The following is an 18,008-nucleotide window of genomic DNA, read 5'->3' on the forward strand; positions in this document are numbered from 1 at the left end:
ATCTCCTTACAACATTTTATATCCTACTCCAAAAACTGTTTCTATTATTGAAAGCCCACTTTTATTATCTAATTTCTTTCTTAGTCTTTGTATGTGTACATCTACAGTTCTGCTATCTCCTTCAAAATCATATCCCCACACTTTTTGGAGCAACTTTTCTCTGGATAATACTATTTTTTTATTTTGTGCCAATATTAAAAGAAGGTCAAACTCCTTTGGCTTTAACTTTACTATAGTTTCTTCTTTAAAAACCTCCCTACTCTCCACATATATTTTTATATTGTTTTTTAAATTTATAATATCCTGTGAAGTTTCATATTCCATTTCATTTAAACTTTCAATTCTTCTTAAGCATACTTTTATTCTAGCTATAACTTCTCTTATATCAAAAGGTTTAGTAATATAGTCATCTGCCCCAAGTTCTAATCCTAAAACTTTGTCCACAATATCATTTCTTGCTGTAAGCATTATTATAGGAATTTTATATATACTACTTATCTCCCTGCACACATCATATCCACTCATACTAGGAAGCATTAAATCTAAAAGAATTAAATCCACAAACTCTTTTTTTACAATTTCTATTCCTTTTTTACCATCCTCAGCTTCTAAAATATTGAACCCTTCTTTTTTAATATAATGAATTAAAATATCTCTTATATCTTCTTCATCTTCTATAATAAGTATGGTTTTATTCATAATATCACCTTTCTTCACTTTTAACTCTTGCTACTTAAATCCTAAATTTTATTTCATAACTAACATTACTTTGTTACATATATTCATAAAAATATTATACAGAAAACTATTGCCAAATTGTAAACAAAAGTACATTGTTATATTTACATAATACAAATATAACAAAAAATAAAAAAAATCCTCCGATATGTCGGAGGTTAATTTATTTACTTACTTTTTTGCATCATATTTTGAGGATTCCTTGTTTGAATTAAAATCTTACCTGGTCCAGTAAATTTACATACAAGACCTTCTCCACCTGTAATAGAACCTATAAAACCATTGGCTAACTCCACAGTATAGTGTATGTTACTATCCCAAAGCACTAAATGATCTGAATCAACTATATATTGTTGGCCTTCATTTAGGTTTATTTCATGTATTGCACCATAAGCACTTATAAATAATGTGCCAATTCCAAAGGCTTCTTTTTGTATAAGTCCTTCTCCTGATAAAAATCCCTTAGAACCACCAGATTTTATATCCATTTCAACTTTTCCCATAGCTGCTAAAAAGCTTGATTTTCCCAATCTATATCTTTGACTTCCATCCATTTCAACAGCCTCTATATCCCCTAAAAAAGCTGGCGCTATTAATAACTCACCATTACCTTCTGCTTTATATTTTTGTATAAAGAATGAATCTCCTGAAAAAAGTCTTCCTAAGGCTTTTTTCATACCATTAGTTTGAGAACTAATTTTAAAATTAGGAGTCATTGAAACCATTGCACCAGCTTCAACTATACATTCATCCCCCAGTTCTGTGTTTATTTTTAGTACTCTATTTGTATTGTCATATAATAGTTCATATTTTTTAATCATTTTTATTACACCTCTAAGTTCATTTAATTGTAAAATAATTTTACTACATATTTAAATAATATTTAATTAAATGCCTCTTAAATGTTACTTAAATATAGCTTAAATACTACTCCTTAGAAATGTTTTTTATTATCCCCCAAGATATGTGTTTTTTACTGATTCATCCTTTAATAAGTCACAAGCCTTACCTTCAAGTGCTATACTTCCAGTTTGGATTACATAGGCTCTATGGGCTATGGATAGTGCCATATTAGCATTTTGCTCTACCAATAATACTGTAGTTCCCCCTTCATTTATTTCTTTTATAATAGAAAATATCTCATCTACCATTATAGGCGCAAGACCCATAGAAGGTTCATCAAGTAAAATCAACTTAGGTCTTAGCATTAATGCTCTCCCCATAGCAAGCATTTGCTGCTCTCCTCCACTTAAAGTTCCTGCCATTTGATTTCTTCTTTCTTTTAGTCTTTTAAACCTTTCAAATATCTTTTCATAATCTTCCTTAATTTCGGATTTATCTTTTCTTATAAAAGCCCCCATTTCAAGATTTTCCATTACAGACATATTCCCAAATACTCTTCTTCCCTCTGGAACATGAGCTATTTCCATTTTTACTATTTCAGATGCTGAACAGTTTGTAATATCTTTTCCTAAATAATTTATAATTCCAGACTTTGGTTTAACTATACCGGAAATTGTTTTAAGCATAGAGGTTTTTCCAGCCCCATTAGAACCTACTAAAGTAACGATTTCACCTTCATTTACTTTAATTGATAAATCTTTAAGTGCATGAATTCCCCCGTAAAATACATTAATTTTGTTTAGCTCTAACATGCTGCACTCCTCCCAAGATAAGCTTCAATAACTCTTTCATTATTCTTTACTTCTTCTGGTTCTCCATCTGCAATTAATGTTCCATAATCTAGAACAAATAATTTATCACATATATTCATAACTAGGGACATATCATGCTCAATTAAAATAATAGTAATATCGAAATTATCTTTGATCCATCTTATAAGTTCTGTAAGTTCTTTTGTTTCATTTGGATTCATTCCAGCTGCAGGTTCATCTAAAAGAAGAAGTCTAGGTTTTGAAGCCAATGCTCTTACTATTTCAAGACGTCTTTGTTCTCCATAAGGTAGATTTTTAGCTAGTTCATCCTTTTTATTCTCTAAATCAAACTTTTTTAATAATTCTAAAGCTTCATCATATATTCTTTTTTCTTCTCTATAAAAAGAAGGTAATTTTAAAAATCCTGAAATCAATCCATATTTAATATCTTTATGAAATCCTAAAGTAACATTCTCTATAACTGTCATATTTTTAAACAATCTTATATTCTGAAAAGTTCTTGCAATACCATAATCAGTAATCTTATAAGGCGTAAGATTATTTAAATGTAAATCCTGAAAAGAAATTTTTCCAGTTGTAGGTGTGTATATACCAGTTAATAGATTAAAAAAGGTAGTTTTTCCCGCTCCATTAGGTCCTATAAGTCCTACAATGTCCCCCTTTTCAACCGTCATATTGATATTAGATACAGCTTTTATACCTCCAAAACTCTTTGATAGATTGTCAATTGTTAATACTGCCATTTATTCTTCCTCCTCTCTTAAATAAATTTCTTTTACCCTCAGCTTTTCCTAAAAGCCCCTCTGGTCTATATACCATAATTAGGAAAAGTATTACTGCATATATTACCATTCTTAGTTCAGGTATATTTTGAAGGAATAAGGATATTATTGAAAGAGCTATAGCACCCACTATAGAACCTGCAATGCTTCCCATGCCTCCAAAAACAACTATTACCAAAATATCTATAGATCTCATAAATCCAAAATTACTAGGTTTTATAAAATAGAAATAATTAGCATATAAGGCTCCTGCAATACCTGCAAAGAATGCTCCTATAACAAAAGAAAGCACCTTATATAATGTAGTATTTATCCCCATAGCTTCTGCTGCTATTTCATCTTCTCTTATAGCAATACAAGCTCTTCCTGCATAAGAATTTATAAAGTTTTTAATTAAAATTACAGTACCAATTACTCCAAAATATATCCATGTCCAAGTGGTGTATTGAGGAATATCATTAAATCCACTAGCTCCACCAACATATTCAATATTTAAAAGCAGTATTCTTATTATTTCTCCAAAACCTAAAGTAGCTATTGCAAGATAATCTCCCTTTAATCTTAATGTAGGTATGCCAATTATTAAACCAACAAATGCTGCTGCTATAGCTGCAAGTAACACTGCAACTGCAAAAGGATAATTTAATTTTGAAGTCATAATTGCTGATACATAAGCTCCCACCGCCATGAAAGCAGCATGACCTAATGAAAATTGTCCTGTAAATCCTGTTATTAAATTTAAACTTACCGCCAAAATAATATTTATTCCAATCAAAACTATATTAAGTAATATATATGAATCAATATAGCCCCCGCTTATTAACCATTGAGATAGTACATAAACTGCAATTATAGCTATAAAACATGCAATATTTTTTTTATTTAACCACTTCAAACTATCTCCTCCTTATACCTTTTCCTTTACATTTTTACCCAATAGTCCATTAGGCTTGATTATAAGTATTATAATTAGTATTGCAAAAGCAACTGCATCCTTGTATAGTGAGTTTCCATAAGAGCTAACCATAGTTTCTGTAAGTCCTAAAAATACTCCTCCAAACATAGCACCAGGTATTATTCCAATTCCCCCTATAACTGCTGCTACAAAGGCTTTCAATCCAGGTAAAACTCCCATAAGAGGATCAATTGAATTATAGTACACTCCAACCAAAACTCCTGCTGCCCCTGCAAGAGCTGAACCTATGGCAAAGGTATATGATATAGTATTATCTACATTAATTCCCATAAGCTGAGCTGCCTCTCTATCTATAGATACTGCTCTCATTGCTTTTCCAACTTTAGTTTTATATATTATATATTGAAGTAAAAGCATCAGTAACACAGTTATTACAATAATATAAATATCCTTTGTATTTATAAATACTTTTCCTGAAAACAAACTAATTTGCTTACCTTTTAATACTTCTGGAAAAGTTCTTGTTTCTGCTGAAACAAAATACATAGTTCCATATTCCAAAAATAATGAAACACTTATAGCTGTTATAAGAGCTGCTATTCTAGTAGAATTTCTTATAGGTTTATAAGCTACTTTTTCTATAATTACACCTATCACAGAACAAGCCATCATAGAAATAATAAGTGCTGGTATAAAACTCATATGAAATAATGCAGTCATAGCAAACCCTATAAAGGCACCTAACATATATATATCACCATGAGCAAAATTTATTAAATTAATAATTCCATAAACCATAGTATATCCAAGTGCTATAAGTGCATAAATACTTCCTAATGAAACGCCATTAAACAACTGCTGTAAAAATTTCTCCATCTAATCACATCCTTTTTTATTACGTTTAATATTATTGGAGGGGATATCCCCTCCATTTTTTCATTAACTATGGCTGCTGTTTCTTTAGGAATGTTGGTTCTCCATTTTTAACTTCTAATATTGTTATTGATTTTACTGGATTATGATTTTCATCTATTGATAATTCACCAGTTATTCCTTTGAAGCCTTTTGTACTCGCAAGTGCTTCTTTTAATTTTTCACGATTTGACTCTCCTGCTCTCTTAAGTGCATCTGCAACAAAATATGCAAGATCATATCCTAAAGCATTAAATGCATCTGGTTCCTTATTAAATTGCTTTTTAAATGTATCTTTAAACTTTACAACTTCATTACTAGTATCTTTTGAAGAATAATGATTTGTATAGTAAACTTTGTTTAATGCTTGTTTTCCAGCAAGTTCAGCTAACTTTGGTGAATCATAACCATCTCCACCTAAAATAGGTACATTAAGACCTAATTCTCTTGCTTGTTTAACTATTAATCCTACTTCTTCATAATATCCTGGTAAATAAATCAAGTCAGGTTTAGCATTCTTAATATTTGTTAAAACAGCCTTAAAGTCTTTATCCTTAGCTTGATAAGCCTGCTCTGTTACTACCTTTCCTCCTAATTTGCTATAAGTTTCCTTAAAGCTTTTTGAAAGTCCTTTACTATAATCACTTGTTGTATCCATTAATATTGCAGCATTCTTTGACTTCAAATCTTCTACTGCAAAGTTTGCAAGTATTACTCCCTGGAAGGAATCACTGAAACAAGTTTTAAAAATGTAATCCCTTACTTTACCATGACTATCTACTGTAACATCATCTGCTGTTGATGATGCAGATATTAAAGGAACTTTATTTTGTGTAGCCTGCGGAATTGCAGCTTTTACACTACCTGATGTAGCAGGTCCAAGTATTGCTACAACCTTATCTCTAGTAGCTAATTTAGCAGCTACATTAGCAGCTTCTGCTGTATCTGATTTATTGTCTGCCTTTATAATTTCAACTTTTTTTCCTAAAACCCCGCCTGCTTCATTTATCTCTTTAAATGCAAGTTCTATTCCTGTAACTAAACTTTGGCCATAAAGGGCAACCTCATTTGAAAGCTCATAATCTAATCCTATCTTTATGGTATCTCCTTTACTTCCCGCATCTTTATTATTTGCCCCACCTTTTCCACATCCTGCAAATAAGGATGCTGTCATTAACAAAGCCATAAATAATGATAATTTTTTTTTCATAATTTTTCCCCTTTCTTTTACTCTAAATATCTTCTTTAATCTTGAAATAATAATCACACCATCCTCATCTGAGCCAGTAATTAGCCCCAACAAAATCGCCCCCTTTTTGCTATTATCTATAACTATAAAGTGCAATGCACTTTTTTAGCTGACAGTTAACATGGGATAATTTACAGTTATTAAGATTTTTTGTAATGACAATGGAGAAAATTTCTCCTGAACAACTATCTACTATAAATAACTGTTCATTTCTAAATATCTGTGCTCTATATTCTGTTATCTGTCATATAAAAAAAGCCTCTATATGCATATTCTGCATATAGAGGCGATCCTTCGCTGTACCACTCTAATTCGCTGAAATTTCACAATCACAGCCTTAAACTAGGTTACTATATAATAACCTTGCATTATAACGTATGCAACACGGTAATAACCTACTATTATTTCAGCTACACAATTCAGGAGTGAGCATTATATATCCATTAGTATCAGGCTTCCATCCATCCCCGACTCTCTTTAACTAATTTGTGGATACCTTTATCTCCATCATTATTGTTAAACAATATTACTTATATTTATGCAAATAAATGAATTTTTATTCATAAATATTTTATTTGCGAAATTTATTGTTTACAATCTTATCACAGTAAATATCAAAGGTCAACAGTTTTTTTAAAATATTTAATTTAAATTTTTGAACAAATAATTGCATTATTATTCTTATATAATTAATTATTAAATTTCTTTTTTTTATAGTCATGCAAGTTTTCTTTCTATTTTTTTCGACAATTTTATCTGTTAAATTTACATTTATCATTTATAATTGTATAGAAATTATAAATTTGTATAATTTTATTTACCGAAATCAATTACATATAACCTCAATAGATTTTTTCATTCTTTATTATATAATTCATATATAATTTACTTCCTATTCAAATGAAAGTGTGTTTGTAAAAAACATATGTGTAGTTATAAAATACATATACTTAAATTGCAATAATTCTTGCATATGACACCTGCCATAAAATCTCTTTAATATTAACTTTATATTAAATTTAACTTTATGCCCAACAATAACCACCAGTGGTTATATCCTTAATATATCCCTTCACTTTCATAAGGTATTTTTTATTAGTTCATGCTAAAATTTTACTATGAAATTTATAGGAGAGTGGTAAAATTGAAGAAAATAATAAGTTTAATTTCAGCAACTGTCATAACACTAGGTATTTTCAATAATGTACATGCCAAAAATAGCTACAATGTTAACAGATTGTATGGTTCGGATAGATATAAAACATCTGTAAGCATTTCAAATACATTCGAAAATGGCATTCTACAGAGTATAATAGTTGCTAGCGGTAAAAATTTTCCTGATGCTTTAACTGGAAGTGTTCTTTCTAAAAAATTAAATGCACCAATATTATTAAGTAGCAATATTATAAATGCTAATGAAGACTACATTAAATACATAAATAATCATTTAGATAAAAATGGAACCATATACATATTAGGTGGACAATCATCCATAGATGATAAGTTTATAAATTACATGAAAACTCAAGGATATAAAAATTTTGTAAGGCTTGGAGGAAAAGACAGATTTGATACCAATAAATCTATTGTAAACTTCATGGATTGTAAAAAGAACACTCCTGTAGTTATAGCAAATGCCCATGGCTTTGCAGATGCACTTAGTATATCAAGTATTGCTGCATTGAACGAATATCCTATAATAATAACATCAAATTCTAGTTTATCTTTATATGCTAAAGATATGCTTGCTAATATTCAACCTAGTAATATTTATATAATAGGTGGATATTCCTCTATAGAGAATAATGTTGTAAATGAGATAAAAACTTTAATACCTTCATTAACTAATGATAATATAATAAGATTAGAAGGAAAAGATAGGTATGAAACTTCTCTCTCTATATGTAAATATTTCAACCTAGATACAGATACAGCAGTCATAGCAAATGGATCAAAATTTGCTGATGCACTTTCTGGTAGTGCATTGGCTACAAAATTTAATGCACCAATAATACTTACAAATGGACAAGATATAACTAAACAGCAAACTTTTATGGCAAGTAAAAACTATAAAAATATATTTCTGCTTGGTGGACAAGGTTCTATTAATTCCTCAATAGAATATTCTTTAAAGAGTTATCAAAATTTGTCAAAAGAAGAAAAAGATTTTATTGATAGTTTATCAAATTACTCTAGCAAATATATAGATGAGACTACAAATGCTTCTCTTTATATTGAAAATACTTTTGGAAAAGTTTTCTATGATTATATAAATCTAGATATTTCAGACTCTGCAAAAGTTTTAGAAGCTATAGATACTTTTATTAAATCCTATGCAGATTTAAAACCTTATTTAAACACCCATAAAAAAAACTTAATAGATTTAAGAGAAAAGGTATCTGCTCTAAATTCTCCTAGTGAAATGGATTCTTTAAAAGATGACTATCTAAAAAGTATCAACCTTTATATACAAGGTATAGATAGACTATCTAATTCATTGGATTCCTATGAAAATATCTTTATCTTATTAAAGAATGCTATTATTTCTAATGATATAGATACAATAAATAATGAATTAGAAAAAATTGACTCTATTCTTGAAGAAACTCTTGATATAGTGGAAGATTTCTCTGATGCTGAAAATATAATTATGGATCTTCAAGAAAGACTAATAGAAATGTAAGTTAATATATAAATAAGAAAAATAGGTTGCTGTAAATTGCATCCTATTTTTCTTATTTATCTTAACAACGGTAATTTCTTTTAGGATTTTTAGGGAACCATCCCTTCCTAACTCTTTCTTCCTGCTCAATTATTTCGTGAATGCTCCATATACATGAAAATCCCGTAACTCCCAAAACAGCGCTGATCATCGTATCATTACAAAATATTGAAAGTGAAATACATATTATACCTAAAACTAAAAATACAGGCCAAACTTTTTTACCAAAATAGTATTCAGATTTAATTACAATAGGATGAAATATTCCAATAATCAAAAATGACACTATTCCAATAATAATTCCTTGAAAATTCATATATACCCCCTACTTTAAAAACACTTTCTTAGCAATTTCTACTGCCTCTTTAGCATCTTTAGCATAGAAATCAGCATTAATCATATTTGCATATTCTTCATTTAAAACCGCTCCGCCTACCATAACTTTACAATCTATGTTTTTTTCTCTTATTAATTGTATAGTCTCTTCCATGCTTTTTACTGTAGTAGTCATTAAAGCACTTAGTCCAATTAATTTTATGTTATTCTTTAATATCTGATCTACTATTATTTCCTTCGATACATCTTTCCCTAAATCAATAATATCATATCCATAATTTTCAAGTAAAGTTTTGACTATATTTTTTCCTATATCATGTATATCTCCCTTTACTGTAGCAAGAAGTATTTTACCTTTAAATATTTTATTTTTATCTTCTAAAACCAATTTTTCCTTTATAACATGAAATGATTTTTTTACTGTTTCCGCTGATTGAATAAGTGCTGGTAAAAATATTATTCCTTTTTCATATCTTTCTCCTACAATATCCAGTGCAGGAATTAAATATTCATTTATTATCTCCATTTCACTTTTTTCTTTTAAAAGCTTTTTAGTAAGTTCTATACTTTCTTCCTTTAGTCCTTTTATAATAGCTTCTTTTAAATCTATTTCTCCTTGTATATTTAATTTTACCTTTTCTTCCTTTACAATACCATAAGTTTTTATATATTCTTTTGAATCATAATCTTTATTACTGAGTACATTAAAGGCTTGTATTGTATCCATAATATTTACATCTAATGGGTTTATAATAGGTAAATCTAAGCCTGCCTCTAGTGCCATCGCTAAAAATGTTCTATTTAATAGCTCTCTATTGGGAAGTCCAAAGGATACATTTGAAACTCCTAAAGTAGTTTTAACATTTAATTTTTCCTTTACCATAGATAAAGCTTTTAAAGTTTCCATAACATTTTCTTGTTGAGCTGAAGCTGTCAAAGTTAAGCAATCTATGATAATATTTTCTTTCCCTATACCATATTTTAAAGCTCTATTTACTATTTTCTCTGCAATATTATATCTATCTTCGGCTTTGTAAGGAATACCTGTATTATCAAGAGTAAGTCCTACTACTAAAGCTCCATATTTTTTTACCATTGGCAATACAGTATCTAAAACCTTATCTTCCCCATTGACAGAATTCACTATAGGCTTTCCATTATATATTCTTAAGGCTTTTTCTATAGCTTTAGCATTACTAGAATCTATTTGTAAAGGCGTATCTATTATACTTTGGATATCTTTTATAACTCTAGGTAACATTTCCTCTTCATTTATTTCCGGTAGTCCTACATTTACATCTAAAACATCTGCCCCTGCTTCTATCTGCACTATAGCCTCTTTAAATATAAATTCCATATCATTATTTCTCAAAGCTTCCTTAAAAAGTTTTTTCCCTGTAGGATTTATTCTTTCCCCTACAACTTTTACTCCATCTACTATAATGCCTTTTGTAGGAGTACACACTCCACATATATATTTTTTATTTATCTCTTTAGATTTTATGTCTCTTACAGACTTGCATAATTCCCTTATAAATTCATCATCTGTACCACAACATCCTCCAATAATACTAACTCCCTTCTCCACCATATTCTTAGCTACCTTGGCAAATTCTAATGGAGTTATTTTATATACTGTAGTTTTATTTATAACCTGCGGTAATCCTGCATTAGGCTGCACAATAACAGGAACTGAGGAGTAATTTAATATATCATCTACTATTGGTTCTAACTCTACTGGTCCTAAAGAACAATTTACACCTAATGCATCTACACCTAACCCCTCCAGAGTCATAATCATAGATAAAGGAGTACATCCTGTAAAAGTTCTTCTATCCTGCTGAAAGGTCATAGTACAAATTACTGGTAGATTTGAATTTTCTTTTGCTGCTAAAACAGCTGCTTTAGCTTCATAAAGGTCTGTCATAGTTTCTATAAGAATTAAATCCGCACCATGTTTTACTCCACAAATAATTTGTTTTTTAAAAATTTCGTAGGCTTCTTCAAAAGTTAAAGTTCCTATAGGCTCTAATAACTGTCCAATAGGCCCTATATCCAATGCAATTAAAACTTCTTTTCCTTCTGAAGCTTTCTTAGCGTTGTTCACTGCTGAAGCTATTATTTCCTCGGGAATATATCCAGAATTTTTTAATTTTAACTCATTGGCACCAAAGGTATTTGTTGTTATTATATTAGCTCCTGCTTTTATATATTTTTTATGTATATTTATTATTTTATCTCTGTCCAATAAATTTAAAATCTCTGGTAATTCTCCAACCTTTAGTCCCATCTTTTGAAGCATTGTGCCCATAGCACCATCAAAAATTAATGTTTTTTTCTTTAATAACTCCTTAAAATTCACATACTTCACCCACTTTTTTAAACTGGCAGTTACTATATCTATTGCACCTAATACAGCTCTTCTTTTCTTTCTTTTTATCCTTTGGGGTAAATCCAATAATTGCTGTTACAGATTTTCTAGGTATTAATATATTATGTGCTGACACAGTAAGACCTATATTTTTATATGCTTCTACCGTTTGTATAAAGCTTTCCTGAATACTCAAATCCAAATCTCCATATCCAGGACTAAATCTAAATGTTATCTCTTTTCCTTGTTCTATAGCAATTTTTCTAATTTCATCTTCTACAAAATCACAGCCTTCTTCTATAGCTACAGTAGCACAAGCATCTAAAATTATAGCTTTACTCATACTAATTCTTTCATAATAATTTATCTTTTTATCTACTTCACCACCTAAAGTAGCTGCAAATAATACACAGTCATTACAATACTTTAAATGATTTATTATACTTTCGCCTTTAAGCTTTAATTTGCAATTCCTTAATAAGACTTCTTCTTTTTCTGTTTTCATTGTAAAAACCTTATAGGTAACTTTAAATCTAATTATTTTTTTAAGTTCTTCTGTACAGTCATATATTAAACTAGTTATATTGTCTTCTATACTACCTTTAACTCCTAAATACCTTAATACCTCTTCTTTAGATATATTAAAGCTATATTTCTCCATTATTTTTCACCATATATATTTAAGTTAAAGCCTTTATCTAAAACAATTTTTGCATATTCTTTGGCACCAAATAAAGATAAATCTTTGTAATTACCACACTGAACATCATTAGCTGCTGGTACCTCCTTCGCATCTAATACTTTTTTCAATGAAATTTCCAATCCATCTTTTATATATTTTGTATCCCTATCTCCCCATACTGTTAAATAAAAACCAGTTCTACATCCCATAGGTGATAAATCTATTATTCCATCTATATTTTCTCTTAAAAATCCCGCCAATAAATGCTCAAGAGCATGTAATGCTGCTGTAGGTATGCTTTCCTTATTAGGTTGAGTAAATCTTAAATCATACTTTGAAACCATATCACCTTTTTCTCCTTCTAAAGTGCAGCATTTTCTAACATAAGGAGCTACCACCTTTCTATGGTCTAACTGAAAGCTTTCAACTTTATTCATGTTTATCTCCTCCTAAATTCTTCTCCTTTTATTATATACAAAAATTAAATTATATTAAATAGCCTCACTATTTACAGACTCCAATATAGAACTTATACTTTTTTTGATGCTTCTTGCTATATATGAATTATTCATTGTATACAAATGTATTCCATCTACACCTGTAGATATTAAATCTACTATTTGCTCTACTGCATATGCTATTCCTGCATCTCTTAAAGCATCTTTATTATGTTCATACTTATCTATTATCTTTATAAACTTATTAGGTAAATTTGCCCCACATAATGATATTATTCTTTCTACCTGTCTTTTATTTGTTATTGGCATTATACCAGCTTCAATTGGTATTTTTATTCCTTTTTGAGTACATTTATTTAAAAAATCATAAAATAAGTTGTTGTTAAAAAACAGTTGAGTTATTAAGTAATCTGCTCCCTTATCTACTTTTTCTTTTAGCCTTACTATATCTTTATCTAAATCTTCACATTCAATATGTCCCTCAGGATAACATGCTGCCGCTACACCAAAATCTCCTACTTTTTTTATTTCATAAATAAGCTCATGAGCATAATCATAAATCCCTAAAGATTTTCCATCCAACGGAAAGTCTCCCCTTAATGCTAAGACATTCTCTACATTATTTTTTTTCAGAGTATTTAGTGTATATAATATATCTTCCCTAGTAGAGCTTATACATGTTAAATGAGCTAAAGCTTCTATATTGTATTTATTTTTTATTAAAGATGATAATTCACAGGTTTTATTATCAATACTATTTCCTCCTGCTCCATAAGTTACACTTATATAATCTGGACTTATATCCTTTAATTCTTCTAATGTTTTATATAAACTTTCTACTGAGCAATTAGGCTTTGGAGGAAAAATTTCCAAAGAAAATACCACAGCTTTTCTACCAAACATATCTTTAATTTTCATAATTTCTATTCCTCCTTACTTACATACATCAATCCATACTCCATTAGTAATTTTCTCTAATTCATCTATAGTTATTTTTACTGCTGAGTTACAGCTTCCTGCTGCTGGATAAACCTCATAAAATTCCTTTAGTGATTCATCAAGGTATACATCTATTGAATTTTTTAAACCAAATGGGCAAACACCTCCCACAATATGACCCGTAATTTCCATTACTTCTTCACTACTCATCATCTTTGCTTTAGTCTTAAAGCAATCTTTAAATTTTCTATTATCTATTTTAGAATCTCCTTTTGCAACTATAAGTATATTTTCTTCTTTAACCTTAAAAGCCATAGTTTTTGCAATTTGTCCCAGCTCTACTCCTACTGCCTTAGCTGCTTCTTCAACAGTAGCTGTACTCTCTTGAAATTCTAATACCTCCAAATTTAAGTTTTCTTCATAAATTTGTTTTTTCACACTTTCCAATGTCATAATTTATTCCTCCTATTCTATTCAATAAAATGATTGTTAGCTTTATATAGAGATGGATAGTAGCTATTTGATAAATTTAAAAAAGCCTAAAGGATATTTCCTTTAGGCTTTATAAGTCTCTTAAAATACCCTTATCTTCCAGCTACTGCTGCAGGATTTAGCACCTTGTATGCATAAAAGCATAGGTTGCCGGGTTTCATAGGGCCAGTCCCTCCACCTCTCTTGATAAGTAACTATCTCATTAAATTTTAACTTAAATTATATTACAATAATAATAAATTGTAAATAGTTTTTAGATATTTTTCAAAAAATTTCTTATAGTAGCTTCATATTCATCTTTATATAAATAATATAAATCTATATGTACAGAATCATCAAATAATACTAGTTTGCTTTTTTTATTATTAAATTTGTCTTTAAATTTTAACACTTTCAGTATAAGGAATTGTTACATCCTTTTTACCATGTATTATAAAAATAGGAATATTTATTTTACTTACACTATTCAGCCGACTTACTTTACTATAGTCTACACCATATATAAGTTTAAAATTTATTATTACCATAAGTGGAAAAGGAAACTTTTGTAATCCCATCCAAACCTTTATATTGTTATTTAAATAATCTTTTAAATCACTAAAAATGGTTACATCGTTCATTTACTAACTTCCTTTTTCTATGTAAGTATAGTAGAAATTCTTATTCAATTGTATATTATTCATTTTCATTTTTCTACTATAAAAACTATTAACCTATTAATTCTCAAGATTTTTATAGAATTTATAAAAGTATTAATTATTACTAATACATCTTGTTCACAAAATATTAACATTTATAAGAATAAAATGATAATGATTATCATTTTCAAACTCTTTTTTTTATGTTATAATTTATTTTGTTAGCAAAAGTACAAGTATTATCGCGGCAAGTATTTTATTAGGAGGATTACCATGGCAAAAATAAGAACTCCTAGATTTAAATTATCTAGAAGATTAGGTGTTAATATTTATGGACATCCAAAAGCTATGAAAAGAGCTACAAATGAAAATAGCAGATCTGGAAAAAAAATTTCTGATTATGGAAAACAACTTATAGAAAAGCAAAAAGTAAAAGCTTATTATGGTGTTTTAGAAAAACAATTTAGAAGGTATATAGCAAAAGCTATGAAAAGTAAGGATATTACCGGCGAAGCTTTGTTAAAAAATCTTGAATGTAGATTAGATAATATAGTGTATAGAATAGGCTTTGCAAATTCTATACGTCAAGCTCGCCAAATGGTTAATCATGGTCATATACTAGTGAACGGATGTAAAGTAGATATACCTTCTTATTCTATAAAAGTTGGTGATATTATAACTTTAAAAGAAAAATATAGAAAAATTCAGGAGTTCTCAAATAACTTTTTAGAAATAAATAAATTTTCATTAGCTTATTTAGAAAAAGATTATGATAACTTTAGTGGAAAATTAATTAGAAAACCTAATAGAGAAGAAATTCCCATTGAAGTAAATGAAACATTAGTAGTTGAATTGTACTCAAAATAAAAATTTAAAAAGAGGTAATTTTATGGTATACAAGTATAATAATTATTATTACTGGGAAAATTTAATCATTACTGGACAAAATATTTGGGATTCACATTTTATGAATTTACCTCTTAATGAAAAATCTATTTTTATTAATACTAGTATAATAGACTACCAACAAAATATTTTTGAAAATAACTGGTGTTGTTATCCTAATATATTGGCTACTTTAGGATTTCTTCAATATGTATATCTTCCTACTGCTTTCTTTAATATTTTAAATTGTAAAGCAGATGAATTATTTGTTCCTATATGTTCTAGTGAAGAATTTATAAGTGAATTAAATAAAACGGACAAGTATATCACTTATATGAACCCTTCACAAAATTTTGACAAGTATATCCTTGAACTAAATACTTATTGGACTCTAAATGAAAATGCTTGCATTGATAAACTTAAAAACTTTTGTAAAAAATTTAATAATGCTTGGAATAAGCAAGATACAATATTATCTATAAACATATTTTTAAAACCTCAAGAAATAGCAGAGTATATTATGAACGATAAAAATGATACTGTTTTTTTAGAGGTAATTGAAGAAGAAATAGGTTTAACAAAAGATGAATTATTTCATCTTTGTAATAACCTGTATAATAATGAATTTATGAAAAAGAACTTCGTTGAACTATTAAATAATAAAATAAGCTGTATAACTTATTAAGACTATCATCTCATAAATAACATTTATAATTACACTTAACTAAATACTCCTAACTAAAAAACTGTTGGCATTTAATTTGCCAACAGTTTTTTATATTATTATTGTAATGGTATTTTAAATATATATTCTTCTTTAAGTTCATAATTGTCTAAAGTATTAGTACATAAGAAATATTTTTTCCCATTTTTAAGTTTAGGTAATTCTAATACAAATTCATTAGGTCTCTCTTCATCTTTTCTTCTATTAAACATATTATAAGCTTTCATTATTTCTCCCTTTTCGTCCTTTATTTCAAAATGGCTTGCCTGAAAATTAGGCAATTTACCTTTAGCAGTATATTTTACTAAAGTCTTATCTTTTTCATTCTTTATCTCTTTTATAATAAGGCTACCTATTTTACCTTGGCTAAGTTCTATTGGATATTTACCATCTATTGCTTTTTTAACTTCTTTAACCTCTTTGTCTGCTTTTTTAAAAGCTTTGCCATCTTCTGTAATGCCTCCTTTTATCTCTGGAGTCATATTACATGGAATTACAGTTAAATACTTTGGAATGTGTTTTAAACTTTGAAAATCAAATTTATATTCAAAATCATACTTACTAAAAAAACCTTCAGTTCTTCCTGCAGCACCTTTTTGAGAAAGTTCGTTTCCTTTATCATCAAGTACAAACCAATTATCGTAATCAAACATATTTCCTCTATATCTATCTTTATTTTTATCTTTATAATCTCCCTTAATAAATATAGATGTATTTATAGGACTAAACATAACTTTTTCTACAACTATTTTACTATTAGGAAATTGCATCTTTGTATTTGTATTAACCATTGTAGTTTTAGCCATTATTTCATCTCTTGACACTGTAAATGCAGTATTCCATTTGCCTTTTACATCAAATATTTGAGGAATGTTTAAATCTATATTGAATTTTTTAGGCATCTTTTTTCTTTCTATATCTATTTCACAAATACCAATTAAAGTATTATCATCTACATAATCCCACTGCATTCCTCCGCCAAAATGCTCTGTTTTTCCATTTATTTTAATATTATTTCCAAAAAACAAATCCCCTATTTGCTCATCTAAGCCTTTAATCTTTTTATCACTTTTAACTGTATAGCTTATTATTAATTGTGATTCATCACAAAGTACTTCATTTATGGTAAATCCTATACCACTACTGTACACAGTCTTATTTATTATCTGAGAATATTTTTGATATTCTCCTTCCATTCCATATTTGTCATTTATAGTTTGCACTATAGAACTTAATACAGGTATATCCTTTGCAAAACCTGGTGCTGCCATTGCTATACCTACAAAACAGCATAATGTAACTGTGGCTACTGTAGTAGCAATTTTAATTTTTTTAGTCTTTTTGCCTTTTATTTTTTTACTTAAACTATTTTTTAGTCTTCTTTTCTGAATTTCACTCATGTCTACAGGAATATTTTCAAATTCTTTTTCATCAAAATTCATGTTGTTAAAAGTTTCATAAATATCTTTTTCATTTATATTAGTCATT

At 28.4% G+C, this 18,008-nt stretch carries 18 protein-coding genes and 1 riboswitch; of the genes, 3 read left to right on the forward strand and 15 right to left on the reverse strand.

All coding sequences use genetic code 11. The features are described from left to right. Window positions 1-6: 6 nt before the first annotated feature. The 7 genes from J2Z24_RS17155 to J2Z24_RS17185 form a co-directional block, all read right to left on the reverse strand. On the reverse strand, window positions 7-699 hold the full coding sequence (locus J2Z24_RS17155) for a response regulator transcription factor (RefSeq protein WP_035150130.1): 693 nt from the start codon (window positions 697-699) through the stop codon (window positions 7-9). A 206-nt stretch (window positions 700-905) separates the two neighbouring features. After that, window positions 906-1,559 carry a TIGR00266 family protein gene (locus tag J2Z24_RS17160; protein ID WP_035150114.1) on the reverse strand — a complete coding sequence of 218 codons (654 nt, stop codon included), beginning with the start codon at window positions 1,557-1,559 and terminating at the stop codon, window positions 906-908. A gap of 129 nt (window positions 1,560-1,688) precedes the next feature. After that, window positions 1,689-2,393, reverse strand: a complete 705-nt coding sequence (locus J2Z24_RS17165) for an ABC transporter ATP-binding protein (RefSeq protein WP_035150117.1) — start codon at window positions 2,391-2,393, stop codon at window positions 1,689-1,691. Further along, on the reverse strand, window positions 2,387-3,157 hold the full coding sequence (locus J2Z24_RS17170) for an ABC transporter ATP-binding protein (protein WP_035150119.1): 771 nt from the start codon (window positions 3,155-3,157) through the stop codon (window positions 2,387-2,389). The genes J2Z24_RS17165 and J2Z24_RS17170 overlap by 7 nt, the downstream gene beginning before the upstream one ends. Next, complete coding sequence (locus J2Z24_RS17175) at window positions 3,138-4,091, reverse strand: branched-chain amino acid ABC transporter permease (RefSeq protein ID WP_035150122.1); 954 nt, start codon at window positions 4,089-4,091, stop codon at window positions 3,138-3,140. Before J2Z24_RS17175 ends, J2Z24_RS17170 begins: the two co-directional genes overlap by 20 nt. 12 nt (window positions 4,092-4,103) lie before the next feature. Further along, window positions 4,104-4,988: a branched-chain amino acid ABC transporter permease gene (locus J2Z24_RS17180; protein WP_035150125.1), complete on the reverse strand. Its 885-nt coding sequence runs from the start codon at window positions 4,986-4,988 to the stop codon at window positions 4,104-4,106. 67 nt (window positions 4,989-5,055) lie between these two features. Next, window positions 5,056-6,327: an ABC transporter substrate-binding protein gene (locus tag J2Z24_RS17185; protein ID WP_307861373.1), complete on the reverse strand. Its 1,272-nt coding sequence runs from the start codon at window positions 6,325-6,327 to the stop codon at window positions 5,056-5,058. A gap of 1,090 nt (window positions 6,328-7,417) precedes the next feature. Between J2Z24_RS17185 and J2Z24_RS17190 the strand changes: the two genes are divergently transcribed. Next, complete coding sequence (locus J2Z24_RS17190; protein ID WP_035149464.1) at window positions 7,418-8,956, forward strand: cell wall-binding repeat-containing protein; 1,539 nt, start codon at window positions 7,418-7,420, stop codon at window positions 8,954-8,956. Between the two features lie 61 nt (window positions 8,957-9,017). Here J2Z24_RS17190 and J2Z24_RS17195 read toward each other — a convergent pair whose 3' ends face one another. The 7 genes from J2Z24_RS17195 to J2Z24_RS17225 all read right to left on the reverse strand — a co-directional run bounded on the left by J2Z24_RS17195 (window position 9,018) and on the right by J2Z24_RS17225 (window position 14,893). Then, entirely contained in the window at window positions 9,018-9,311 is a 294-nt protein-coding gene (locus J2Z24_RS17195) for a DUF4491 family protein (protein ID WP_035149462.1), read from the reverse strand. A 9-nt stretch (window positions 9,312-9,320) separates the two neighbouring features. After that, on the reverse strand, window positions 9,321-11,693 hold the full coding sequence (locus tag J2Z24_RS17200; RefSeq protein WP_035149459.1) for a homocysteine S-methyltransferase family protein: 2,373 nt from the start codon (window positions 11,691-11,693) through the stop codon (window positions 9,321-9,323). Beyond that, window positions 11,683-12,363, reverse strand: coding sequence for a hypothetical protein (locus tag J2Z24_RS17205; protein WP_035149456.1), 681 nt, complete (start codon window positions 12,361-12,363; stop codon window positions 11,683-11,685). Before J2Z24_RS17205 ends, J2Z24_RS17200 begins: the two co-directional genes overlap by 11 nt. Further along, window positions 12,363-12,821 (reverse strand): S-ribosylhomocysteine lyase, encoded by a 459-nt coding sequence (locus J2Z24_RS17210; protein ID WP_035149452.1) that lies wholly within the window; start codon window positions 12,819-12,821, stop codon window positions 12,363-12,365. The genes J2Z24_RS17205 and J2Z24_RS17210 overlap by 1 nt, the downstream gene beginning before the upstream one ends. Window positions 12,822-12,875: 54 nt before the next feature. Continuing rightward, the gene (gene metF, locus J2Z24_RS17215; RefSeq protein ID WP_035149449.1) at window positions 12,876-13,760 is read right to left on the reverse strand and encodes a methylenetetrahydrofolate reductase [NAD(P)H]; all 885 of its coding nucleotides are present in this window, start codon (window positions 13,758-13,760) and stop codon (window positions 12,876-12,878) included. A gap of 15 nt (window positions 13,761-13,775) precedes the next feature. Beyond that, window positions 13,776-14,234, reverse strand: coding sequence for a YbaK/EbsC family protein (locus tag J2Z24_RS17220; protein WP_035149447.1), 459 nt, complete (start codon window positions 14,232-14,234; stop codon window positions 13,776-13,778). A 128-nt stretch (window positions 14,235-14,362) separates the two neighbouring features. Then, a riboswitch (SAM riboswitch) is annotated at window positions 14,363-14,466 on the reverse strand. Between the two features lie 184 nt (window positions 14,467-14,650). Next, window positions 14,651-14,893 (reverse strand): alpha/beta hydrolase family protein, encoded by a 243-nt coding sequence (locus tag J2Z24_RS17225; protein WP_035149444.1) that lies wholly within the window; start codon window positions 14,891-14,893, stop codon window positions 14,651-14,653. 291 nt (window positions 14,894-15,184) lie between these two features. Between J2Z24_RS17225 and rpsD the strand changes: the two genes are divergently transcribed. Further along, window positions 15,185-15,778 (forward strand): 30S ribosomal protein S4, encoded by a 594-nt coding sequence (gene rpsD / locus J2Z24_RS17230; RefSeq protein WP_035149442.1) that lies wholly within the window; start codon window positions 15,185-15,187, stop codon window positions 15,776-15,778. Between the two features lie 22 nt (window positions 15,779-15,800). Next, entirely contained in the window at window positions 15,801-16,481 is a 681-nt protein-coding gene (locus tag J2Z24_RS17235; protein ID WP_035149440.1) for a hypothetical protein, read from the forward strand. Between the two features lie 98 nt (window positions 16,482-16,579). On the opposite strand, the gene J2Z24_RS17240 is transcribed toward J2Z24_RS17235, so the two are convergent. Beyond that, the gene (locus J2Z24_RS17240; RefSeq protein ID WP_035149437.1) at window positions 16,580-18,007 is read right to left on the reverse strand and encodes a DUF4179 domain-containing protein; all 1,428 of its coding nucleotides are present in this window, start codon (window positions 18,005-18,007) and stop codon (window positions 16,580-16,582) included. Window position 18,008: the final 1 nt, after the last annotated feature.

Origin of the sequence: Clostridium tetanomorphum, from assembly GCF_017873215.1 — a bacterium.
GTDB lineage: Bacteria > Bacillota > Clostridia > Clostridiales > Clostridiaceae > Clostridium_AO > Clostridium_AO tetanomorphum.